The 24,371-nt window shown below is 41.3% G+C and carries 17 protein-coding genes; 8 read left to right on the forward strand and 9 right to left on the reverse strand.

The window, feature by feature from the left end; genetic code table 11:
- Positions 1 to 38: 38 nt before the first annotated feature.
- Positions 39 to 2,648, reverse strand: coding sequence for a class III lanthionine synthetase LanKC (lanKC, locus tag MKX75_RS28440; protein WP_076332105.1), 2,610 nt, complete (start codon positions 2,646 to 2,648; stop codon positions 39 to 41).
- Between the two features lie 342 nt (positions 2,649 to 2,990).
- Here lanKC and MKX75_RS28445 point away from each other — a divergent pair, with 342 nt between their 5' ends.
- The 7 genes from MKX75_RS28445 (at position 2,991) to MKX75_RS28475 (ending at position 9,814) form a co-directional block, all read left to right on the forward strand.
- Entirely contained in the window at positions 2,991 to 3,827 is an 837-nt protein-coding gene (locus tag MKX75_RS28445; protein ID WP_076332106.1) for a LuxR C-terminal-related transcriptional regulator, read from the forward strand.
- A gap of 262 nt (positions 3,828 to 4,089) precedes the next feature.
- On the forward strand, positions 4,090 to 4,566 hold the full coding sequence (locus MKX75_RS28450; protein ID WP_175623734.1) for a GyrI-like domain-containing protein: 477 nt from the start codon (positions 4,090 to 4,092) through the stop codon (positions 4,564 to 4,566).
- Positions 4,567 to 4,666: 100 nt separating this feature from the next.
- Positions 4,667 to 4,930 carry a hypothetical protein gene (locus MKX75_RS28455; RefSeq protein ID WP_076332107.1) on the forward strand — a complete coding sequence of 88 codons (264 nt, stop codon included), beginning with the start codon at positions 4,667 to 4,669 and terminating at the stop codon, positions 4,928 to 4,930.
- 23 nt (positions 4,931 to 4,953) lie between these two features.
- Positions 4,954 to 5,211, forward strand: a complete 258-nt coding sequence (locus tag MKX75_RS28460; protein WP_076332108.1) for a hypothetical protein — start codon at positions 4,954 to 4,956, stop codon at positions 5,209 to 5,211.
- Positions 5,212 to 5,292: 81 nt separating this feature from the next.
- Positions 5,293 to 5,481: a hypothetical protein gene (locus MKX75_RS28465; RefSeq protein ID WP_076332109.1), complete on the forward strand. Its 189-nt coding sequence runs from the start codon at positions 5,293 to 5,295 to the stop codon at positions 5,479 to 5,481.
- 719 nt (positions 5,482 to 6,200) lie between these two features.
- Complete coding sequence (locus tag MKX75_RS28470) at positions 6,201 to 8,438, forward strand: peptidase domain-containing ABC transporter (protein ID WP_339167739.1); 2,238 nt, start codon at positions 6,201 to 6,203, stop codon at positions 8,436 to 8,438.
- Positions 8,435 to 9,814, forward strand: a complete 1,380-nt coding sequence (locus tag MKX75_RS28475) for an HlyD family efflux transporter periplasmic adaptor subunit (RefSeq protein ID WP_339167740.1) — start codon at positions 8,435 to 8,437, stop codon at positions 9,812 to 9,814. The genes MKX75_RS28470 and MKX75_RS28475 overlap by 4 nt, the downstream gene beginning before the upstream one ends.
- A gap of 91 nt (positions 9,815 to 9,905) precedes the next feature.
- Here the strand turns inward: MKX75_RS28475 and MKX75_RS28480 are convergent, their stop codons facing one another.
- The 6 genes from MKX75_RS28480 to MKX75_RS28505 form a co-directional block, all read right to left on the reverse strand.
- Positions 9,906 to 10,886: a metallophosphoesterase gene (locus tag MKX75_RS28480; protein ID WP_339167741.1), complete on the reverse strand. Its 981-nt coding sequence runs from the start codon at positions 10,884 to 10,886 to the stop codon at positions 9,906 to 9,908.
- Positions 10,886 to 11,224, reverse strand: coding sequence for a multidrug efflux SMR transporter (locus MKX75_RS28485; RefSeq protein WP_062836644.1), 339 nt, complete (start codon positions 11,222 to 11,224; stop codon positions 10,886 to 10,888). Before MKX75_RS28485 ends, MKX75_RS28480 begins: the two co-directional genes overlap by 1 nt.
- Positions 11,221 to 11,991: an HAD family hydrolase gene (locus tag MKX75_RS28490; RefSeq protein ID WP_339167742.1), complete on the reverse strand. Its 771-nt coding sequence runs from the start codon at positions 11,989 to 11,991 to the stop codon at positions 11,221 to 11,223. Before MKX75_RS28490 ends, MKX75_RS28485 begins: the two co-directional genes overlap by 4 nt.
- Before the next feature lie 151 nt (positions 11,992 to 12,142).
- The gene (locus MKX75_RS28495; protein WP_076332114.1) at positions 12,143 to 13,516 is read right to left on the reverse strand and encodes an ABC transporter substrate-binding protein; all 1,374 of its coding nucleotides are present in this window, start codon (positions 13,514 to 13,516) and stop codon (positions 12,143 to 12,145) included.
- A 37-nt stretch (positions 13,517 to 13,553) separates the two neighbouring features.
- Entirely contained in the window at positions 13,554 to 14,399 is an 846-nt protein-coding gene (locus MKX75_RS28500; protein WP_339167743.1) for a carbohydrate ABC transporter permease, read from the reverse strand.
- A 59-nt stretch (positions 14,400 to 14,458) separates the two neighbouring features.
- On the reverse strand, positions 14,459 to 15,334 hold the full coding sequence (locus MKX75_RS28505) for a sugar ABC transporter permease (protein ID WP_036671737.1): 876 nt from the start codon (positions 15,332 to 15,334) through the stop codon (positions 14,459 to 14,461).
- Positions 15,335 to 15,532: 198 nt separating this feature from the next.
- Here MKX75_RS28505 and MKX75_RS28510 point away from each other — a divergent pair, with 198 nt between their 5' ends.
- On the forward strand, positions 15,533 to 16,105 hold the full coding sequence (locus tag MKX75_RS28510; protein ID WP_339167744.1) for a transcriptional regulator: 573 nt from the start codon (positions 15,533 to 15,535) through the stop codon (positions 16,103 to 16,105).
- 242 nt (positions 16,106 to 16,347) lie between these two features.
- On the opposite strand, the gene MKX75_RS28515 is transcribed toward MKX75_RS28510, so the two are convergent.
- Together MKX75_RS28515 and MKX75_RS28520 are read right to left on the reverse strand one after the other, a co-directional pair.
- On the reverse strand, positions 16,348 to 20,313 hold the full coding sequence (locus MKX75_RS28515; protein ID WP_339167745.1) for a DUF4073 domain-containing protein: 3,966 nt from the start codon (positions 20,311 to 20,313) through the stop codon (positions 16,348 to 16,350).
- A 384-nt stretch (positions 20,314 to 20,697) separates the two neighbouring features.
- Positions 20,698 to 24,297: an S-layer homology domain-containing protein gene (locus MKX75_RS28520; protein ID WP_339167747.1), complete on the reverse strand. Its 3,600-nt coding sequence runs from the start codon at positions 24,295 to 24,297 to the stop codon at positions 20,698 to 20,700.
- Between the last annotated feature and the right edge of the window lie 74 nt (positions 24,298 to 24,371).

Here is a 24,371-nt window from a genome sequence, read left to right on the forward strand (position 1 = left end):
TTATTTTAGTAATGTAAATGTATTGATACTTATTTTCCTCAATTCTCTGATACCGCCATGGCTTTCGTTCTTCCCAGGAAATTATCTGTGTTGACAAGTGGTAACCAGTAGAGTGGATTATTTTTGGAAATCCCCAATAATGCTAATATTATCCCTGAACTACCTGTATACACATCATCAGCTAATCTATAAGAAAATTGCCCTGGATATACGTAGTAACTATCTTTTTTGATTATGAAGAGATGAAGTAAATTTAATACATCGGTAAGAATTTGTTCTCGAGCTTCGCTGTGTTCTATCATACAAGGCAATAAAAGAAAGCTGCCAGCACCATCAAACAAGCTACCGCTAATCGTGGAACGAGTCTTTGATAATTTTAATATTGCCTTCATCTCTTCCCCATACAGGTTTAGTCCACTCACATGGTTGAAGAACCATATCGAAATAGCAATTCCAATTGAACCTCCAGAAAGATAGGGCAACAGGCGATTTCTTTGATCAAATGTTTGTAATGCGCCGGACATATCATCTACTTTAGTCTTCATTAGATCTTCTTTAATTAATGACTTAGCCTTTTCCAAATACTCTTTACTGTTGGTAGCTGAATACAGCGCAGAATAAAACAGTGCTACCCCAGATAAGCCATCAATTAAACCTATTTCTACTGTCATCCAGTCATTAACTTTTAATGACGTTTTTTTCTCTTTATTAACATCAATTAACTTAGCAATTTCTTTTGCAAACTGTAAGTATTCTACATTTCCAGTTTCGAGATATACACTAATAACGAACAATCCAATGCCTGAAAGACCTGATCGTAAAGTAATGTTAGTCTCACTAATATTATCTTTTAATACCTTCAATTCATTTAAGACTACATCTGTATAGCCTTGATCATAGAGCATTGCCAATATTCCAGTTCTACCAGTAAGTAATCCATCACCTTCAACTTGTGATAAATTGTCTAACAAAACATTTCCAATCCAATCATTCACTTCTGAAGCACTGGAGTTTACTTTATGGAGTGTGAAAGCAGCACCACTTCCACCAGTTAAAAAGTTGAATTTACCTCCGTTCATCTCATACTGACGAATATCTCCATTAATAAATCGTTCATCTTTTGTAAAATTATCTATAATACCACTGGTTAAATGATTGATTATAGAGGACACGTTAAATTCAATTGTCTCATCTCTTAGACCAAATTCTTGAGGAGTATAGTCTTGATAAAATTGAATTTTATCATCGCATTTTTTTTGTATATCTTTAATGAAACGATAAAACGAACTGCCATAGTTTTTCTTTATCCATCGGAGATGATTACTTTGCAGATACATATCTAAATCTTCTGAAGTTAGGACTGGAAGTGCTAAATACCTGACCAACCTCTTTAATCCATACCAGTCTCTTGCCCCGTTGACTCTCATTTCCTGAGAAAAGAATCCCAATGTAGCCATATTGGGCTTGTTTTCGGAGTTTACAGCCATGGCAGTTTCAAAATCAATGATCCTGACGCTTAAGTCTTCCGTTACCATCACATTCGCTGGTTGTAAATCACCCATTGCTATTCCACTATGATGCATTTCATCTATATGTGATAAAAGTTGTAGCAGTATCTTTTCCACCTTTTTGGCATGGTTGTGCATACCTTCACCATTCTCAAAAAACGGAAAATATCCTGCGAGCCATTGTCTTAAATCTTGCCCTTCAATGAATTCCTCTACCAGAAAATGATGTTCCCATTCTTGGAAATACTCAATTAAATTAACAACACCGGGCACATGTTGAAGCGTTTTTAAAGCATCGTATTCGTTAGTTTGTCTTGCTAAAGCATCTTGATATATCCCATCTAAACCAGCATTGGGCCTAGCTTCCTTAATGATCACTTTCATATTATCGTGCTTTCGATGAGCTAAATATACTCCTCCAGCGTTACTATAACTAAGGGCAGTTTCAATCTTATACCGCTTTAAATTACTTTCCTTGTTTGTTCCTGAATCACTTGTAATGTTGATCGTATTAAGATATTCGTCAAAATCTTTTACAAAGTCAGGGATTTGGTAAAAGGGAGTCCTTTGATCTATGATTAAATTACCTTTCTCATCTCTGATACAATGTTCCCCATGTTCATTAAGAACTTTGCTAAATCCTCCATACCTATAGAACACATTACTACTCTTCCATCTTTTATCACTAAGAATGTAAGGTCCCTTTTTAAACTCCTGAGTTGTTAAAGAAATTAAATCTAACAATTCAATAAACGCTTTATTATTTACAGGATATATTGTTATGAATTTCCCGGAAGTAGCACGATTAGCATTTTTTGAATTCACCTTAACGAAACTCTGTCTATCCTTCAGATGCTTGAATTCAACATTCTTATCTAGGCATAATTGTGCAACCTTATCCAACACGTTCTGCGATTCTTCGAAGGTTGAAGTTATATGAATTTTCCAACCTTGATCGGGTAAAGATATATGTTTAACATGATAATGCTTCCAAACGGACTCACTTGTTGCTATCACAGCATATGTATCAGGAAGCTTATTCATCAGTTCATACTCATTAGAGTTCTCAGTTGATTCTTGTTTACCGTAATATTCAGACTTCGGTTTCAAATATTGATGATAAAGCATGTTACCTTCCATAAAAAAACCTCATTTTTTTTAAAAATTAAACTTCTAGACTTATTGATAATTTGATTATAGGTCAGGATTATTACTTTTCTATATCCAGTACTGGATATAGAAAAGATGTTACATAAAATGATCTAATTTTATTATTTATTATTGTTTGTAACTAAACACCAGCTATTAAAATTTGTATTACAGCACAATGTCTGAATCAGCCTTTCTTTATAAACTATACTTAGGATTTCTCCCTTAAGGTTGTTCTTATATTTTCATTTTTTAGCAACTGCAGAAGTGGAGAGCACACAAGGCTTGAAAGCTGGGTAGAGTAAATATTCTATAATAAGGGAAGTGTTCAACATGAACTTGTTTCGTGAAAGTGAGACCGTCTCTCAACCCTGGATATCTCTCCAAGAGTATTCCGAACAAGAACGGGAACAATGGGATTGCGCTTTTCAAGCGTCAAGATGTAAACACTCAATCTCTAATGTCAGTACCAATACATTTAGGGTAGAACTAAACCGTAAACGAGTGAAACACGCCATTTTGCTACGTGCAACACAAATGGAAATAGACAGCATAAGTACATCCGTTATCCCGCCTCATTTATTTATATTGGCAGACGATGAAGGAATGTCTTTGCAATTATATGCTTCTTCCCAGCATTTAAATCAATTGAAAGAGCATTACATAATACCTGGTACGTATTTTAGTATGAAAAATTTAGGAATAAATGCTATTTCAATTGCAATGGAATCTGGAAAAACTGCAGTAGTCAAAGGGAACGAACATAGCCACAAATTATTTTCCTCTTGGTCCTCCATTTGTGCCCCCATCCGAGCCGAGGGAAAAATTCTTGGTTATTTGGGTATGTCCTTTGATTCAGCTGAAGATGTGATCTTTGCCGTACCGCTACTTGAAAAGATTATACGTAATATTGAGGAGTGCCGGGATTGGATGGACCCTAGTGCGCGAAAGAAAAGAATCAACCGGAAGTTGGAAGACTTTCGATTGACTAATCGTGAAATAGAGGTAGCTTACTATTGGCTGGAAGGCCACAGCCGTTCAAAAATTGCGCAAATGCTTAATATCTCTGAGGAAACCGTTCGATTTCATGTGAAACATATTTATGAAAAGGTAGAGGTAAAGCATCAGGTCGACTTTGTTAAAAAAATAATTCTATCTAAAATTGATTAAAGTGAATAATCCACCCAGGGCCAAAAAAGTCGTTCCAAAATGTTTTCCACCCTCAGGTAATTACGTGACACTAAAAACTACCCTAAAGGGTAGTTATCAAAGAGCTCCAAATCAACTAAAATATTACTTAAAGTACAAAGCGAGCTGAACACCGTTTCTTGTGACAGAAACGACGTCTTCAGGCTCGATATTATTCTAGCCTCCCACGGTGGTGGATGTATAGCATAAATGCATTTTTAGTTGAAGGGAACTAGACTTACATATGAGAATAATCGAAATAGAAAAAGAGTTTAAAATTGAGAATGTACTGTCTCTGAGAAAGAAAATGACTCAAGCAGACATACAACAGGAAATGATGAATATTGGTAAATTCCTTGAGCAAAATGACTTAAAAAAAAATGGCCCCCTTGTGACTGTTACCTTTGCAATTGAGCAATCAAACGAACAGCCACTATTAGATACGGAGATTTTGGTTCCACTAGATCAGCCTACGAAATTATATGGAGAATATAATTTCAAAAATGTTTTTCATCTAATGAACGCAGTTTATGCTAGGCATGAGGGTAACCCAAATACCTTACAGGATACATACAACGAGTTAAATCAATATATTAACCAGAAGGGTCTGCAACCGATAACAGCAGCTTACAATGTGAATGTTGTTGACTTACAGCCGGGGCAATCCATGGATAATATGATTGTAGATGTTTATATAGGAGTTAACCCATCAATTTTATAGTTGATGATTTTATCTGTATTACTTGATGCATAGTGCTAGCCTATGTATCATGCATACAGTTGAAATACATAAATGAATTATCACTAAAGGAGGATTACGAATGACAAATGCAATGAATATAAATAATCATTTTATTGAATTAACAAGTGAAGAAATGATGTTTGTAGAAGGCGGAAGTGTTGGGAAAGCCCTTGCGGGGGCAGCAGGAGCTATCTTGATTGGAGCTGCTCCAGTTGTCGGTATACTTGCAGGGATTGGTGGTAGCGTTGCTACGCCAGTTGCTGGAGTAGCAGCAGGTATTGGGGCAGCATCCGCCATGGTATCATCAGGTTCATATTTGCTAGATTATGCTACAAAAAAATAATTTAAATGAGAAGGGGTAACAAAATGGAATTATCTATTTCCCACGGTTTTGTTGAATTAAATGAATCTGTATTGTCCGAAATAAATGCAGGTGGTGTTTGGGGTGTAATCGGTGGTGTAGCTGAGGTAGTTGCTGGAGTTGCTGGAGTAGTTGGGGGAGTAGCAGCTATGGCTGTTCCGGAACCTACAACAGCAACTAAATTCGCAGGAGCAGCAGCTATATCACTTGGTGTAGCGGCTGTCGGTTCAGGTATTGCTAGTATTGCATCAAACTGGAAATAAATAATTTGATATGTTTTTATGCAAGAAGGAATTTTAATAAAAATGCCTTCTTGCATGATTTTTTAGGAGGTCATGAATATAATGGGGAAAAAAATTAAATCTTTAAGAGTTTCTCTGCTATTATCTATTCTATGTACTATTACATCGGGAATTAACTATTTAACCACTAAATTGCCTATAGTTGGAATAATGTTTATTGTTATTACAATTGCTCTTATTATTCAAGTTGTTGCTTATACAACAGAAATGAAAAATATTAAAAAATCATAGAGTGAAACAACGATTAAACAAGGGCATGTCAGGAGTTGCGGCGTTGCCTATTTTTGCTGTCTCTCTCTATACAAGCATTACGGTTTGTATAGAATATCAGAAACAACGGGGTTTGAAAATCAGGGACAATTACTCAAGTTTGATTAAAGCTCCCGAATAGTAGCTTGTTTTACTACTAAATTAAGCATCTCTTTTTACTCCATTTATGCATGCCCGTGTGTTAGTCTATAATACGCCCCTAGAAGTTTTCGTTAAAATTCATAAGTTATTTTCGCTAACTTAAAAGAGAATATAATGGGAGTGTTTTTCCCACCTATTAATACCGCAGCGATACATGTTGACGGTATATTTTGTATTCTATGGTCTCTAACAACCTGAAAAGTGATGTCAATTTACACAAATACTCTGCGAATTGTTTATATTAAATGTATTGTACGTACATATGCTCAATTTAGATAATGAAGCTACAATATCCTATACAGGATATTTTATTAATAGTAGAAATATATAAAATATAGAGGATAGGTGATATATCCAATACACAGATCAAGCTTGGCTGCTATTGGTAATTTGATATAAGCTACTTATTGAGGAGAATCTCTCCCCTATATTAATAGAAACATGAATAATAATGAATATGCACAATTAGCGTTTATATTACATATCCATTCTAGATACATTATTTTTATTTGATCAATTCACATTTCTATGGAGGTTACATGTCTTTATTTAGAGTACGATATACAGTTCAAAAACAATATGATGAAAAAGACTGCGGTGCAGCATGTTTAGCAACCATCTCTCGACATTATGGACTAAAAATCCCCCTTACACGAATTAGAGAAACTGCCGGTACAGATAAATACGGAACTAACGCGTTAGGCTTAATTAAAGCTGCTGAACAACTAGGATTTTCAGCAAAAGGTGTCAAGGGTAGTCAAGATTCGTTCTTTAGTGACTTCCCACTCCCTTGTATTGCCCATGTAGTTATCGATCAGAAGCTTCTCCATTATATAGTCATACATAAAATTACAAAGAAAAAAGTAATTATAGCTGACCCGGCAAAGGGGATTGTAAAGTATAGTCCTGAAGAGTTTTTTAAAATATGGACAGGCATCCTTATTTTTATGGTTCCGACCGCACAATTTCAGAAGAAAGATGAAACGCAGGGTGCTTTATCACGTTTCTTCACCCTATTACTCCCACAGAAGCGAATGTTGTTTGGGATCTTTTTTGCGTCATTGCTATATACGACTCTAGGCATCCTAGGCGCATTTTACTTTAAGTTCTTACTTGATTCAATCGTTCCTTATAGGCTAGAGCAGACCTTACAATGGATTTCAATCGGTGTTATTATTCTGACCCTACTACAGACATTATTAAATGCTTTTAGAAGTCATTTATTATTATATTTAAGCCAAAAGCTCGACATCTCCTTAATACTTGGATACTACTACCATGTACTGAGATTACCTCTCTCTTTTTTCGAAACCCGTAAAACAGGCGAAATTATCTCACGACTTATGGATGCATCCAAGGTTAGAGACGCAATATCCAGTGCAGCTCTGACCATTATGATTGATTCTCTGATGGTAATTGCAGGAGGTATTATCCTATATACTCAGAACTCTTTCCTCTTTGGTATAACGGCAATTATGATACCACTCTATGCGCTAATTGTCTGGGGTTTCCATCGCACATTCGAGAGGCAAAACCGTGAGCAGATGGAACAGAATGCAGAACTTACTTCATACATTGTCGAATCAGTCAACGGTATTGAGACTCTTAAAGCTTATCAGGCTGAAAGAGAAGCTAACTTGGAAACCGAAAAGAAATTCACTAAATTATTGCGTACTTTCTTTAAATTTGGTTTTTCCAACAACTTTCAGTCCACTTTGAAAGGTGCTCTTCAGGGAGTCAGCGGGATTGTTATCCTTTGGATTGGAGCTAACGAAGTCTTAAAGGGACAATTAACGATGGGACAACTGATTACATTTAATGCTTTGCTTGCATACTTTATAAATCCGATTTTAAACCTGATCAACCTACAATCTTCACTACAAACGGCTGTTGTTGCCGCAGATCGGCTAACTGAAATTATGGATTTGGAACCTGAAAAAAAAGAGTCAGATGAAAGCAATATTAAACCAGCGTCACTAAAGGGATCTATCGACTTCAAAGATGTGCATTTCCGATATGGAACAAGACAATCCATCCTGAATGGTGTTGATCTACATGTCGACAGAGGAGAAAAGGTTGCGCTAGTAGGAGAGAGTGGTTCTGGTAAGACAACCCTCGTTAAACTATTACTTCGTTTCTATGAGGCGGAAAAGGGAGAGCTATTGATTTCTGAAAATAATATAAAAGACATATCTATTGAGTCGCTTCGACAGAAGATAAGTTATATCCCACAACAGACATTTTTCTTCAGCGGTACGATTAGAGATAACCTTGCCATGGGAGCAACATCCGAGATTGAAATGGATGAAATTATCGAGGCAACTAAGCAAGCAAGTGCTCATGATTTTATTAATCAATTACCTATGCGGTATCAGACCAATCTTGAGGAGAATGCATCCAATCTATCAGGAGGACAACGTCAACGATTGGCTTTGGCACGCGCATTACTTACCAAACCTGACATTCTGATTTTGGATGAGGCAACCAGTAATTTGGATACCACTACGGAAAAAGCCGTTTCGGATACGATACACAGCCTGGATGATATGACGATGATTATTATTGCTCACCGCTTGAGTACGGTTATGCGTTGTGATCGGATCTTTGTAATGGACAAAGGTACTGTGGTAGAGGCCGGAACACATGATCAGCTGCTACAACAGCGAGGGAGATATTTCGAGCTTTGGAAAGATCAGTTACCTGGAATAGATACGGAAACTGTACAAGAAGAGAATCGTACTCTGCCTAAGCTGGAACACACGGGGGCGATGGTATGAGTCTTAAACTTCTAAATCCTGAAGAGTTGAGAGACAGCAGGGAAATGTTGGAGAAGAGATCTCCTGCATTTATTACCTGGTTTCTTCTAATACTGACGTTAATATTAGTCATTGCTTTTATCTGGAGCTGGAAAGCTCAGATTGATGTAGTTGTTAAAGCTCCCGGAGTAGTGAAACCTAATGAGAAGATATCCAAAATTGTTAATAAGGCTACAGGAAGTGTTTCAAAAATATATGTACAACAGGGACAACGAGTTCAGGCTGGTGATAAGCTATTTTCTATTCAGACAGGAACTCTTAAAAGCGATAAAAATCGTTTGCAAAATGATTATAAGGAAACAGAGCAGAGATTAGCTGGACTTGAACAACTCTCTACAGCACTTTCGTCAGGTAATGATACAATGAAGTCAAACAAGACAGCAAATGCTCTACTGGGCAATGATAATCCAGTACAAAACAAGTTAGAATTGGATATTTCCAAAACGATTGCTGATCAGGTTGAAACGGATAAAACCATTGCAAATAAACGTCTCCTGCTCAAAAGTCTTAATTACGGAAGAAATTATTTAACCTCTGGTTCCGTGGAATATGAACGATATGAGAACTATAGCCTAAAGGTATCTCAGAATACATTGGCTGAAACACAAATTCAGGAAGAGTACAAACGAGCGATCTTTAACAGTGATGAACTCACCACTACTGCGGCTATAGAAAAACTAAAAACGAACAAGCTACAAATGGAAACTAATCAAAGTGAATTTCGATACACAATACAGTCCGAGTTAGAAGATGCACTGAAACAAAAACAAACGCTGAAAAAACAAGAATCTGACTTGTACGTTCAGTTGCAGGATAGCATTGATGAGTTACGAAAACGGAAAAAGGAACTCTATAGCCAAATTAATACAATTCGTTCCAATCTGGATAAATATACGGCCACAGCACCTACCTCAGGAGTTATCAATACCATAAACGAAGTAGGTGAAGGACAGCTTATCCAGGAAGGATTGCAAGTCATGGATGTCGTTCCCGTAAACAATACGATCTATTCCATTCAAATTGCTATGAATCACCAAGATATTGGAAGAATACATGAAGGAGATCCTGTGCGTTTTCATTTTGCCGCCTTCCCCTTAGAAGAGTACGGTTCTGTCCTTGGCAAAATAGATTCCATTAGTAGCGATGCTTTAGTAAACCCTCAAGATGGTTCCACTTATTACGTGGTGGAGGCCTCTCTTGAATCAATACAACTAAAAGATGCCCTTGGTCAGCAGGAACAGATCAAATCAGGTATGCAAACGGAAGCTCATATTATAACGGAGCAGAAGTCAGCACTACAATGGCTCTTAGAGAAAATGGATTTTTGGACTAAATAACTTAATAAAAGAGCCGCCCTTCTGAGCGACTCATCGGGACTATCGAGAATATCTCGATAGTCTTATTTACTTATTCAACTAATATCTTTATTTAACTACCCTTCACAGGGTAACTTACCGTAAACGCAGCACCCTCGATCCATTCGCCCGTAACAAAGTTCCGCCCCTTCACAACCACTCGATCCCTATAAATCTCCACATGAAGCCCTTCGCTGCCTTCCAGATGTTCATCCTGATCCGTCCATAGATAACCTACAGACGACGCATTGAACATGGTTGGCATGTGGCCTGCACCATCGTACATCGTATGCTGTGCCTCCAATTGCCAATGGGTATGGCCCGAGAAGAGAATTGCTTGCGGGTATTTAGCCAGAACGGCCTTGAGTTCCGCATCCTGATTTACACCATACCAGCCTTGTTCCTTCAACGACCCCGCTACCGTATCCATAAGCGGCTGGTGCAAGAAGAGAAAGATGGGTTGATTCGGCGTTGCTCGCTCAGACAATTTCGACTCTAGCCACTCCAACTGTTCAGCCGACATATCACAATCCTTCGGATGAGGTTGCTCGGTGCCCAGGAAAATATAATGATACCCGTCAATCCAGTGATCGTGGTAAGAGCCCCTCATGCCTGTTGTCCCTTCAAAATCACTTAATCGACGCTGCCATAACCCGGCGACTGTAATTGATGCAGCTTCGTCTGAGATATCTTGGCCCTCCTGCTCCAATAACTCGGCTACTTCATCCTCTTTCATCTCGAGCAAAACGATCGGTGGATCTTGCCATACCACGGCTCCAATATCGTGGTTACCTACCGTGTAACGGATATCCGGCAAGTTCTCCGCATGTTGCTTCCATATGCGTTGCAACTCACGATATTCACTTGGCAGACCTCGATCCGTCACATCACCCACATGCATGATTCCGCTGCTTCCCTGACTGAACGTAGCTATGTCGGCTAACGCTTGCTCCAGATGCCGGTTATGAATATGATCTGCCTCATCCCGCACATGTGTGTCCGTAATGACCTGAAAGCTGGCAAGAGGTTGCTCAGAGGTATGTTTATTTCCCATCAAGAATCACTCCATTTCAGTCCAATAATGCCAATCAGAATAAAACCGATCCATACCATCGACGTGAGCCGCAGACGTTCACCGAAATAGTAATGCCCTACGACGCCAATGAGCGTGATGCCCACCCCAGACCAGATCGCATAGGCTACAGCCAGCGGCATATACTTCACTGCAAAATTCAGAAACGTAAAGCTTGCGCCATAACATACAAACATCATAATCGAAGGCCATAACCGTGAGAATCCATCCGATACTTTTAGCAAAATAGTAGCACTCAGCTCCAGCCCGATGGCCAGAGCCAACAGAACCCAGCCCAAGTAAGCGTGACTGTTCGTCATCGGCCAAGCCCACCATTCAGCAATTCATGGAACGATTGAATCGTTCTATCCGCCAAGCGGATTTTTCCCGGTTCTCCAATCCCAATCCTATACCCCGCACCAGCAGTTCGTGCCATCTCCATGTCTCCGTCCGTATCTCCAATAACCACCGTATGCTGTACAGATACACCTAACCGTTCACAAGCAAGTATAAGCATATCGGGAAAAGGTTTCCCCCGCTCCACCAGATCTGTACCAATCACCACGTCAAAGAAGGAATCCAGCCCCATCCACTGCAAGTGCTTGATTGCACTAGGTGTATCATCTGCCGTCACGACACCCATAACTACGCCTTCGGTACGGCACTGTTCAAGGAATTCTCGAACGCCCGGTAACGGATGTGCCGGACGATGCTGCTCCATCTCTTCCTCCGCTCGCGCCAAACACTCCCGGACCATAATCTTAGCTTCCGCCCAGCTGAGACCCGCACGATATCCATGCCATGTTAACACGGCATACACTTCATCCATGGTTCCCATCGCAAGCGGGCCCCGCACATCATACCCAATCATTCGACCCTGGTCATCGTGGAAAGTTCCCCAGATCTGCGGAAGTTCATCTGTGTTAATACGAAGTCCCCAGGTAGCTAGCTGGTCTCTAAACTCGTTCAACACACAATCGGTCCAGAACCCCCACATGCCCGTAAAATCAAGTAATGTCCCATCCTTATCAAACAAAACAGCTTCAATCGGATTAGGCAATCCGTCCACATACGTCTCATCTTGCATTGGTTAAACTCCTTGTCTGCGATCTTGTATAAACGGAAAGGACGGTACAGCATGTACCGCCCATTTCGCATGAGTTACTTATAGCAATACGTTTGCTTGTTATTCGAGCTGCTTCTCGACCGAAGCACGTGGAAGCAGTTTATCGATATCGTTATTTCGTTACACGATCCAGTTCTTTCTGCGCTTTCTCTTTCGCTTCCTTCAGCGCCTGCTCAGCTGGTATATTATTGATCTGTACTTTATCAGCTGCATCTTTCAATGCATCGTTGATTTTGCCACCTGTTGGATCCTGGAATGGAGCCGAAGCGTGAGCTGCTTGTTGCAGGGGTACAGTGATCTGTGGATTTTCCTCACTGAATTTCATGAACTCTGGATCTTGTTGAGCCGATTGACGCACTGCAATATATCCGGTATTCATAGACCATGAAGCTGTGTTGGACGTCTCAGAGAAGTACGTAAACCATTTATAAGCAGCTTGTTGTTGCTCTGGACTAGCTGCTGCCGGAATACCTGCCAAAATGGCATTCGCTACCGGTTTACCTTCACCAATGCCTTCCCAACCTGGTTGTTGCATCGCAGCGACTACGCTAAAGTCCAAGTCACCTTGGTCACCACTTGATCCGGTGTAACCTGCTGCTTTGTTTTTCATCACATTATCAATTGTTTTGTACCAATATTCCCAACCTTGACCACCATACTCGATGCCCATGATTTTGTCTTCGTTAATCCATTTACGGAACAGGTCCCATGTCTCGATCCACTCTGGGGAGTCAATCATAACGGTTTTGCCATCGTCGCTAAGAATCTGACCACCCTTACCCAATACGGCATCAATCATGTTGTCTTTACCCCACATCGGTTGCCAGCCAGAGAACGTTGTCTTGCCATTCTCTTGTTTGCTCATCTTCGCTGCTGCTTCAGCCAACGCTTCCCATGTTGTCAGACTCGCTGGATCGATTCCGTTCTCTTTTAACGTATCCATACGGTAATACATGATTTGGGTCGTTCCATACATAGGTAGGAAGTATTGCTTACCATCCACCTGTCCCTGGTTCAGGAACGTTTGAATGAAATCGTCTTTCTTAAAATTCGGGTCCGCCGCGATCATCTCATCCATCGGTGCATAGTATCCTTTGCGTGCCCAGTCTATGTTAGCACTCAGTACAGCGGCCGGAACCTTCTTGGAAGCAATCGCTGCTTGCAGCTTCTGTTCCGTTTCCGTGTAATCTGCTTGTACAATTCCCTTCACAACGACTTCGTTCTGGGAGGCGTTGAACGCATCAATCGTTTTTTTCATGTTATCGCCCAGATTACCACCCAGACCATACCAGAACTCGATCTCCACCGGATCTTTCGCCTGAGCTTCGGTTCCACTGGCAGCAGCCGTCGTGCTTGATTCTGCGGGTGCTTGTGTTCCACAAGCTGTCATTAGCGCAAAGCTAGTCGCGAGTACCAGCGACATGCCGCCTTTCCAGTTCAACCTCAATCTCTTTTTCCATGTCATGCTTGCCTGACTCCAATTCATTGTCGTTCCTCCCGTTTTAGGTGAATGGTAGTGCATATCAGTTCTTGTTCACACCAGCCGTAATATTCACGCTCTGCATGATCGTCTTCTGGGTGAACAGGAAGAGAATAAGTAGGGGTGCAATGGTGAAGGCACTCGCAGCCATAATCTGTGGCCAAGCCAGTCCATATGCCCCACCTTCTACAAAGAAGCTGCGCAGACCAGCCGATACCAGCTGCAGGTCAGGATCTTTGGTGATGAGCATAGGCCAGAAATAGTTGTTGTACTGTTCAATAAACGTAATCAGAACCATCACGGCGAAGCTTGAGCGAACAAGTGGCGTGATAATCGTCCAGAGAATCCGGAAGTGGGATGCACCGTCCAGCTGTCCGGCTTCCACCAATTCATGAGATACCTGCATGAACGCCTGCCGGATCAGGAAGATCGAGAACACGCTGACGCAGTTGGATACAATCAAGCCTGTGTAGGAATCTAGCAAGTTAAGTTCGCTAAGCACCAGGTAACTAGGCAAATATACGGCTGTACTCGGTATCATATAACCCACCAGAATCAGGGATGTCAGTACACCTTTGAGACGGAATTTCATATGTGTCAGAGCGTAAGCCATCATACTGGAGTTGACGATCTGAAATAGACAGATGGCTAAGGCCACCCCGGTACTGTTCAGGATGTAGCGGGCAAATGGTGCCGCATTCCAGGCGTCCACATAGTTGCTCCACAGGAACGTCTCCGGCCAGAAGGTCGGCGGGAACTGCCAGATCTCATCATTGGTTTTGAATCCACTAATGACCATCCAATAGAAGGGAAAGGCTGTACCCAGCGCGATAACGGCTAACAGCAGGTAGCGGATTAATTTACTTATTTTAAAAATTGGTTGTGACACGTTCTGCAACTCCTTGCGCTTCATCCGTTTAGACTTTTTGTTGGGCAATGTCATTGTCATTAGTAGTGCACCAGACGTCTGCCAAGCAGGAAGGATACTCCCGACAGCAACACGCAGATCAGAATGATCACAACGGCGATGGACGAAGCTTCACCTACATTAAAGGATTCGAATGCAGACTGGTAATACATGTACAGCAACGTTCTCGTTGATCCCGCCGGTCCACCCTGCGTCATGACATTGATCTGGTCATAGGCTTGCAAGGACTGGATAGTAAGAATAATCGAGAGAAAAAACGTCGTTGGTGAGATCAGCGGCAATGTGATACTTCTGAACTTGTCCCAACCGTTGGCTCCATCGATTGAAGCTGCTTCAAGCAGATCGGAAGGTAGATTTCGTAGCGCAACCAGATAAAATACCATCGCCCATCCTATCGACTTCCAGAGCGTGACAATCAGAACAGCAACCAACGCCCAGTCCGCGTCACGCAACCAGCCGATCGGAGATACGCCAACCCAGCCCAGCATCAGATTAGCGAGTCCGACTTCTGGCTCAAAGATCCAGGACCACGCAATGGATACCGCAACTGTCGGGGTGACCCAAGGTGAGAAGAGTAATGTCCGGAAGATGCCGGATGATTTGATTTTGCTATTCATGAGCATCGCAAGTGCCAATCCGCCCACAATGGTTGGGATTACACTGCCCAGTCCGAATAACAAGGTTACTTTCAGTGATCGATAGAATTCAGAGTTTGTCAGCAGATAACTGTAATTGTCCAACCCAACGAACAGCTTGTCCGGGCTCATGAAGTCCCAATCGGTGAAACTGAGATAAACGATATATCCCAGAGGTCCCAGCCAGAAGATCAGCAATGGGATTAGAGCAGGCAGCGTGAATAGAACCGCTTCAGACTCCCTCCATAGTTTTAAACGCAAATCCCCCACTCCTTACTGTCCAATTTTTCTTTAATGATTGGGAATTTTTGAGTATAATCGACTTTATATTTCTTCTGTACAAAATTGATTGTACACTTGTATTGAAAATTCTAATTCCGGCTTATGTTAAAATTGGAACAAGTCATGTAAAATATGAGGCAGCTAGTGGGAACGCTATCATAAACCAGAGGTGACAATGTGGGAAAAGAAACCGCCGGGAACCCGAATCATTCTTCGTTACCTGATCGGCATGCGCTGAGGGAGAGAGTCATTGAGGCCATCGCTAATACGATGGATCTGTATGGAGTTAATCATACGTTTGGCAAATTATACGGCATCATGTATTTTGAGGATCGACCGATGACACTTGAAGAGATGAAAACCTCGATGAATATGAGCAAGAGCAACATGAGCTATGCGGTTCGTTCACTTACAGAGTCACAGATGATCTACAAACTGGAGGAGAAGAAGGACCGCCAGGATCAGTATCTGGCAGAGACCGACTTCTATCGTACATTCCAGAATTTCTTTGGGGCCAAGCTCCAACGGGAAGTAGATGTCATGTTAGAAGGCATTCGTGAGGTCATTCCCGACCTGTCCGCAATGATTCTTTCGGAGCATACCTCTTCTGAAGATCGAGATGATGCACTGCGTGATCTGCACAAACTCCAACACGCAGAGCAATATTACGTCTGGCTCCAAGGATTCGTGGATCAATTGCGAGACGGGAAATTTTACGAGAATGCTGCACACGCACCCAACAAAGAGTAGTACAACTGCGTAAACAGAATAACTAGTAGGTGACCCAGGGGCGCTAACGAACCTAGACGATCTGACGTACCATTGTTGAGTCACACTAAAGCGCAAAAAAGAGCTGTTCCTAGCCAATGTATGGCTTTTTGGAACAGCTCTTTTTTTATTCTATCTATTGTATTGTCATATCCTATCCGTCATTAGGGGTTCTCTTTTCCATATGCTAATGCGTTAATGACCCCTTTTTTCTTTTAAAAACATTACTTTTGCGCTGCAGCTTCGATATCAGCATATGCCCAGTGTGATGCTGTTACATCACTGAACGTTGGCGTAGCTACGCCAGTGAGTGGTGTCCGGTTGAACAATACGTTCAACACTTTCACCGCTTCAGCACGCGTCAACTTGCTATCCGGTTTGAAAGTCCCATCGTTATAACCAACCATCAGGCCAGCGGATTGCACATAAGCAATGGCTTCTGCTGCCCACAGGTCTGCGGATACGTCTGTGAAGGAAACTGCTGGACCATTTACGGTTGTTGCACTCGCTTGTTGCTGCATCCAGCGATGAGCAATCGTCGCCATCTGTGCACGGGTGATCGAACCTTCCGGTGCAAATTGAGTGTTGCTCATGCCGTTCATGATACCAGCGGATTGTGCTTTTTGAATCTCACTTGTTGCCCAGTGTGTCGCAGATACATCCTTGTAACTCACGCTATTCGCGGAACCTGCTGCCGCTTCAGTTGGAAGATTGCGAGCCAGCATAGCTGCCATCTGTGCACGTGTTACGAATGCATCTGGACGGAAATCTGCACCAAAACCTTGGATATACGGTTGATGTGTACCTTGTGAAGCTTTCAGTCCATCCACAACAACGAGGGTGAACGTACTGAATTTGGTTACGGTAAATTCGATACCTTCGCTGTTATCCGCGAGTTTCACCAATTTGCCTTGAATCAATTCTTTTGTGCCGTCACTGTGTTCGATATAAATTGCCAAGTTGTCCAATGCCTGCTGACGAGCAGCCGGATCAGTTGGTAGACTGTCACGCAGTGGCAACGTGAGTGTCACTTCGCGGCTCTGCATATTCGTGTCGATCTCTACCGGACGAGCCAATACGCGAACATTCGTATTCGGAGCAATCTGTTGGATCAACTGTTCTTTCTTTGCACGCTCTTCAACTTCTTTGCGCTCCGATTCCTTTTTCAAAGGTACAACGCGGAAGTACAAGTCTTGATCGAATCCGGCGATGGAATTCGTCGGAACGGAAATCACTACATTTTCAGTGGAGATTTCAAGTTTCAGCGAACCATCATTCAATTCTTTTACCGCTGCCTTAGGTAGTTCAATACGTGTCTCGGACACGGAATCTTTGGTATCTGGAATAACAATGCGTGCGGTGTTCATATTCAATTGCTTCGCTTTTTCAACCGATTCCTTGGCAATTGCTTCGGTCATTTTCACCAGATCTTTGATCGTGCCGTTGGTTTCGGTTGTACGTGTGATTGGCGTTTTGGTCAAGTTGGTACCGTTTGTTCCATTAACGTCGACTACGATCTGTTCTTGTTTCGTTGTTGGAGCAGGTGTAGACGTTACTGGTGTATATCCTGCACTTCCACCGCCAGTTGATGGTGTAGGTGTAGGCGTAATAATAATGATTTGGTCGAAGAAACGATCGAATGCTTTCTGCACTTCGCTAATACTGCTATATCCGTTAGCAGACTTGCGATCAAGCATCCATTGAGCCAGTTTTCCCATTCGAGTATCATCTTCTACTAGATCCTTCATAGCATTCAACTTAAGTAGGAATGGTTCGAAAGGTTCCATCATCTCAGTAGATTGCTGGAAGCTGTATAGCATCAGCATGGCTTTCTTCATCTCGCTAACGTCTATAGCATCATTAATGTAGGAATAATTCATGACTAACATTAATGAAGCACCGTATACCTGTTCAATTGAAAGATCCGAACCCTGAAACAGACGTTTTGCAGTATAAGCAAGCAACTCTTTATCCACATTGGATGCATTTAAATATTTTTGACCTAACTCTTTAAACATTTCCATCCCTGGATATTCAAAGTACTCTGTTGACTCAACAAAAAGGGAATAGAACTCATTCAAATGCTGTTGGAAAAGAATCTTGTCTGTTTGTTTGATCGTCTGGATGCCTTTATACCCAATTTCTACAGCATATTGCACTTGTTTCTTAAGATCGTAGGCATAGTCAATCGGTAAAAAGGTCATTACCACATTAGCTATGGCTTTCTTCTCCTCAGGTTGGAGAATGTCAAAGCCAGCCGGAAGATCCAACCATTCCGGTTGAGTAATTGCCCCGAGTATAGCATCAGTATTCTTCGTAGCTCTCGCTTCGTTGATAACTCTCAAAGGATCTGCTGGATTAAAGAACTGATCAAAAGTTTTTTGGATGTTTTTATAGTTTTCATAACCACCAACTGGACGCTTATCAATCATCCATTGGGCAAGTTTTCTATATGTCGCATAATCTATGCTATCCACTTTGTCCATGTTAAGCGGAAACTCTACCATATATTTGATAGTACTAGGGAGATTGTTATACTGTGTTGATTCCTTCTGTACTAAACGCAGACGTACCAAAGCATTATACATCTTGGTTTGATTAGTTACATCATTGATTGCATTGTAAGTAGATAACGACGTAGAAAGTTGATCTCTGTTCTGATATGAAGGAATTTCATCACGCATTGAGTAAAATTTCATGCGGTATGCAAAAATTTGTTTATCTACAACAGACAAATTTTCATACGTTTTCCCTACTTTATATAGTGATTGAATACTTGGGTCGAGGTTTATGCTAAAAACTTCAGGTAAATTTAATAATTTGGAAAAATAAGCATTGATATTCTCCTCAACATCAGTCAGTGCAGGTTTATTAAAGAGGTTTCGTGGTTCTACAGCCATATCAAGTACATATTGCACTTGTCCTTTACTCACATATCCTTTTGCCCCATTCATTAAAGTGACAAATACAGCTACAGATTCTTTCTCATCGTTGCTCCAATCACTGAAATCTACAGGCAGTTCGAGTCCTAACGCGGAATCTTGAATTTCGCTAAGGACACCTTCTACATCTTCATTACTCTTAGCTAGATTCAATGATTCAAGCGGGTCTGTTTCTTTATTCTCTGTAAAGATTAAAATCTCATAGAGACTTGCGGCATTACTTTCGTTTGCTTTAACACGAACCCATACCGTTTTATTCCCTTTGAATTCGGGTGGGTTAGTGGTGCTGTAATCAAACCAATTCTCGCCATTATTCTGAGTGTATTCCATAGTATCATCCGCACCAACAATGACATTGACATCATCATCTACGGTTACTAACGGTGCTGCCGAATTAAAGAACTGATCGAAACTTTTTTGGATATCTTCTATTGAAGCAAAGCCACCTTGCGGCATCTTTTCAATCATCCAATTAGCCAGTTCTGTCATTTGTTCCGAGTCTTCCTGAATAGATTTCAATTTATCAAAATCCAATGGATAGGCTACTGCACCAGATTCAGGGTTATCATCAATAAACTCATCAATGGACCCTTTAAAGAACTGGTTAAAGTTCAACGTCTCTAACATCAATTCCTCGACTTTTGCTTTATTGATTTCAGGATACCCGGTTATCCCAAATATTACTTGGAAAAATGCGTTGTCTAACTCAGTTGATCCCTCACTACCATGAAATGCAATTAAGGTCATTTGGATAAAATGAGAAATTATTTGTCGATCAACACCGCTCATTTCTTCATACTTCACACCCGATTTATACATCATTTCTGTGGTGTCATTGGTGAAGTAGTTTTTAGACTGGCTCAACAGACTGTAGACCAGATCCATTTGCAATTGTATAGCAAACAAGTCCGTATTACTGATTAAAATCATGCCTTGATATGCCAAGTTAAAAGTATATTCTAATTGTTCCTCACTAGAATACGCTTCCCCTTTTGGCAAAGTAGCCACCAATCTCGCTATCGCTTCTTTCTCTTGTATAGACAACCCAGAGTAACCAAGTGGCAAAGTCACAATCAGGTTCCCTTCCAGTACCTCCTGTATTTCGCTAACAGATCCCTCGCTGATTGCATAATTTAACTTCTCCAAAGGTGTCATCGGATTCGCTTGAACAGGTACTACAGCGACAACTTGGATTAACATCAGCAACACCAGTACCGCACTGATTATTTTCCTCGCATATGTTTTCATTATTTCCTCCTTGAGCCTCCCAGCTCGAATCATTTATACTTTTCATTCTAGTACTTTGGTCTGAACGGATTCTGAACAATTGGCGTAAAATCGCGAAAAAACATTAAAATCCCGTATTTTTTTCGTGATTTTTCAACAATCCCCCTATGAAATTCATCTTTTCTTGCATTTTTCTGTAATTATTTTAATCTATAGACCCATGCATTTCTTCTCAGCATGTAGAATTTTACGAGGAATGCGAAAACGAAAGTGAGTGAGTATGTTAATCTTTAGGACTCGTTACAGCAAAGTTTCTGTCTAATACATTCATTGGATTGTATTCAAGTTCGTTAAACTGCAAAAGGCCACCCCCAAGGATGGCCTTCTTTATCTACTTTGATATTATTACTGCGCTGCAGCTTCAATATCTGCATATGCCCAGTGTGTTGCTGGTACATCACTGAACGTTGGCGTAACTGCGCCAGTTAGAGGTGTCCGGTTGAACAATACATTCAACACTTTCACCGCTTCCGCACGCGTCAGCTTACTGTCCGGTTTAAATGTGCCATCGTTGTAACCAACCATCAGGCCAGCGGATTGCACGTATACAATCGCCTCTGCTGCCCACAGGTCTGCGGATACGTCTGTGAAGGAAACTGCTGGACCATTCACTGTTGTATTACTCGCTTGTTGCTGCATCCAGCGATACGCAATCGTTGCCATCTGTGCACGGGTGATCGAACCTTCCGGTGCAAATTGAGTGTTGCTCATGCCGTTCATGACGCCAGCGGATTGAGCTTTTTGAATGTCACTTGTTGCCCAGTGTGTCGCAGATACATCCTTGTAGCTCACGCTATTCGCTGAACCTGCTACTTCAGTTGGAAGATTGCGAGCCAGCATAGCTGCCATCTGTGCACGTGTTACGAAGGCATCCGGACGGAAATCTGTACCGAAACCTTGGATGTACGGCGGATGTGCACTTTGTGAAGCTTTCAGTCCATCCACAACAACGAGAGTGAACGTACTGAATTTGGTTACGGTAAATTCGATGCCTTCGCTGTTATCTGCGAGTTTCACCAATTTGCCTTGAATCAATTCTTTTGTGCCGTCACTGTGTTCGATATAGATCGCCAGGTTGTCCAATGCTTGCTGACGAGCAGCCGGATCGGTTGGCAGACTATCACGCAGTGGCAAAGTCAACGTCACTTCGCGGCTCTGCATATTCGTTTCGATCTCTACTGGGCGAGCCAGTACACGCACATTCGTGTTTGGAGCAATCTGTTGAATCAATTGCTCTTTCTTCGCACGCTCTTCGACTTCCTTACGCTCGGATTCCTTTTTCAAAGGTACAACGTGGAAGTACAAGTCTTGATCGAATCCGGCTATGGAATTCGTCGGAACAGAGATGATCGCATTCTCTGTAGAAATCTCCAGCTTGAGTGAACCATCATTCAGTGCTTTTACCGCTGCTTTAGGCAGTTCAATACGTGTCTCGGACACGGCATCTTTGGTGTCTGGAATGACAATGCGTGCTGTATTCATGTTTAATTGCTTCGCTTTTTCCACCGATTCCTTGGCAATCGCTTCGGTCATTTTCACCAAATCTTTGATCGTGCCGTTGGTTTCGGTTGTACGGGTGATCGGTGTCTTGGTCAAGTTGGTACCATTTGCCCCATTAACGTCAACCACGATCTGTTCTTGTTTCGTTGTTGGTGCAGGGGTAGACGTTACTGGTGTGGTCGTGGACGATCCACCACCAGTGTTTCCACCCGGGTTAGGCGTTGAGCCATTACCGTTATCAGTGTTGCTATCACCGTTCTGTGTAAAGACAATCTTTATCGCGCGTCCTGGCAGTTCATCACTAACTGCTTTATGACGAACCCATACCGTTTTATTACCACTAAAGTCCGTTTTCTGAATAGAGGCAACGTCAATCCAATGCAGTTTGTCGTCAAAGGAGATTTCCATCGTGCTGTCCAAGCCCGTTAGGGTGTTATTGATGTCATTGCCCTTCACATTAGGAGCCGTAAAGAATCGATTAAATACATATTGCAGATTCCCAACAGTCTCGTAGCTGTCTTGTTCAGTAAGCATCCACTCTGCCAGTTCCTTTCGATCTTCGGAACTGAGTTCTGCCCTTTTGGATACATCGAGGGCGCCTGTAAGATCAAATTCGTATTTCTCGAAGAAAGGTTCCGCGTCAATTTGAACGTTCATAGCATCTTCTAGCCATTGATTCATTGGAATTAACTTGGTAGCCTTATCAATAGACTGATACGATTCAGTGAAAAGATATAGCACAATCATAGGTTCCACAATATCTCCTTGATAATAGCCTTCCAACTTTTCGTAGGCTATTGAATACAAGAATCTATAAGCAAAAACATTTTTATCTATTTCATTGGTACGTTTCAAGTAATCTTTACCATAAGTGCTAAATTCATTTGCTTGTTGATCATTAAAGTAATTTGATGCATCTTTCAATTTCTGAGCAAATGCATCCAGTGTATTTTCAAGAGCAGTAAGTTCATTCTGCTCCCATAGAGATTGTACCAAGACACCAAGCTCAATCATATATTGAACCTGATCTTTATTCTTAAAATCTTTTTCTGCATATCGGATGAGGAATCCTGCAATAAATTCTTTAACCTGCGGGGTTAACGTATCGTAGCCAGCAGGCAACGTAATACCCAGAGCCGGATTTTCCATAGCTACACGCATAGTATCTCTGTTAGAGTTGCTTTTTGCAGCATTTAAGGCAGTCAATGGATCGCTATCGTTATCATCAGGGAAAAATTTATTAAATGCAGTCTGAATTTCTTCAAAACTTGCATATCCACCAAGTGGTCTCTCATTAAGCATATGGTCTGCTAATTGTTCCCGTTCTTCGTTTATCAAACTATCCCATTTGCTGATATCCAGAGGGAATAATCTAAGTGAATATTCTTGATTTTCTTCATCGGCATTGTATGCTTCAATACCTGTCTGAATATCGTACATATCTTGTAAAACGTCTTCCATATCACCAAGTGTTTCAACCTTATTGATAAAAGGGGTATCATCCAAGGAAGATTTTGTATAATCGAGTATTTGTGAAATATCAAGATTTCCGGTGAGTTTACGCTCATATCTAAAAGCTGCCATACGTCTTTCAATTTCAGAGGAATCAAGATAATAGTGGATACGTTCATAGTACTCATTATCTTCTTCATGGCTATGAAATTGTAGCTGTAGTCGCTCTGCTTGTTTATTAAAAAATGCATCAAGGACTTCTCTGGAGTCAAGTCCACCAATTTCTCGAGGAAGATTCCGAGCTTGCAAGGCTAATTGCACTACATATTGGACTTGTTCCTTACTCTCATATCTACTAGATGCTGGTGGGCTTGACTCCTTTAACATGTACTCTGCAATCTCATATTGCTCATCCTCAGACAACGATTCAAAATCGGGATCAGCTAAGAAGTCTTTGTTACTAAACAGCTCCATTACTTCTGGTATAAAATCGGTGTAATGATCCAAAACTTTTCTCTCTTTAACATTGTTGAATTGCTCCAACGGACTCAGCTGTGTATTCGGATTGAATGATTTCATCTGATAGGAGGCTTCCATATCATCTTGATCTACAACCATCACATTATAATAGAGCGTTTCGCTGGTATCTAAACCTTGAAATATTTTGGAGAACGTATCGTCATTAGATGCTGAACCCAACACCCAATCTTCGTCTCCATATTCTAGATTGTCCCTGATCTCTGTCATGTTGTTCAGATTAGAAGTATTGGAAACAAAGACCTGATATTTTAGGTTACGAGTTTCCGTGGTGTCAGAGAAACCAGCACCCCAACGCACCTCTATGTTATTATCATCAGTAAGCTTGACTGTGATTAGTCCATTATTGCCTGGCACAGGGCTTGATCCACCTGCACTAACCTTTGCTGCTGGAGCCAGCCATGGTGCTACCAGCACCAAGATGAGCATCAAACTAATTATTTTTCTGTAATTCATGTAATTGATCCTCCCTATCTCATGTTTTTTACACACAAATCCATTACCTCTGATACGTAAGGCCTATTGTATTG

This window comes from Paenibacillus sp. FSL R5-0341 (genome assembly GCF_037975235.1).
GTDB classification, from domain to species: domain Bacteria; phylum Bacillota; class Bacilli; order Paenibacillales; family Paenibacillaceae; genus Paenibacillus; species Paenibacillus amylolyticus_A.

Coding starts and splice junctions, on each gene's coding strand:
- MKX75_RS28460 (WP_076332108.1), top strand. CDS start 4,954: ATGGAATTATCTATTTCCCACGGTTTTGTTGAATTAAATGAATCTGTA.
- MKX75_RS28450 (WP_175623734.1), top strand. CDS start 4,090: ATGAGAATAATCGAAATAGAAAAAGAGTTTAAAATTGAGAATGTACTG.
- lanKC (WP_076332105.1), bottom strand. CDS start 2,648: ATGGAAGGTAACATGCTTTATCATCAATATTTGAAACCGAAGTCTGAA.
- MKX75_RS28480 (WP_339167741.1), bottom strand. CDS start 10,886: ATGGGAAATAAACATACCTCTGAGCAACCTCTTGCCAGCTTTCAGGTC.
- MKX75_RS28515 (WP_339167745.1), bottom strand. CDS start 20,313: ATGAAAACATATGCGAGGAAAATAATCAGTGCGGTACTGGTGTTGCTG.
- MKX75_RS28495 (WP_076332114.1), bottom strand. CDS start 13,516: ATGAATTGGAGTCAGGCAAGCATGACATGGAAAAAGAGATTGAGGTTG.
- MKX75_RS28465 (WP_076332109.1), top strand. CDS start 5,293: ATGGGGAAAAAAATTAAATCTTTAAGAGTTTCTCTGCTATTATCTATT.
- MKX75_RS28490 (WP_339167742.1), bottom strand. CDS start 11,991: ATGCAAGATGAGACGTATGTGGACGGATTGCCTAATCCGATTGAAGCT.
- MKX75_RS28445 (WP_076332106.1), top strand. CDS start 2,991: ATGAACTTGTTTCGTGAAAGTGAGACCGTCTCTCAACCCTGGATATCT.
- MKX75_RS28485 (WP_062836644.1), bottom strand. CDS start 11,224: ATGACGAACAGTCACGCTTACTTGGGCTGGGTTCTGTTGGCTCTGGCC.
- MKX75_RS28475 (WP_339167740.1), top strand. CDS start 8,435: ATGAGTCTTAAACTTCTAAATCCTGAAGAGTTGAGAGACAGCAGGGAA.
- MKX75_RS28470 (WP_339167739.1), top strand. CDS start 6,201: ATGTCTTTATTTAGAGTACGATATACAGTTCAAAAACAATATGATGAA.
- MKX75_RS28520 (WP_339167747.1), bottom strand. CDS start 24,297: ATGAATTACAGAAAAATAATTAGTTTGATGCTCATCTTGGTGCTGGTA.
- MKX75_RS28455 (WP_076332107.1), top strand. CDS start 4,667: ATGACAAATGCAATGAATATAAATAATCATTTTATTGAATTAACAAGT.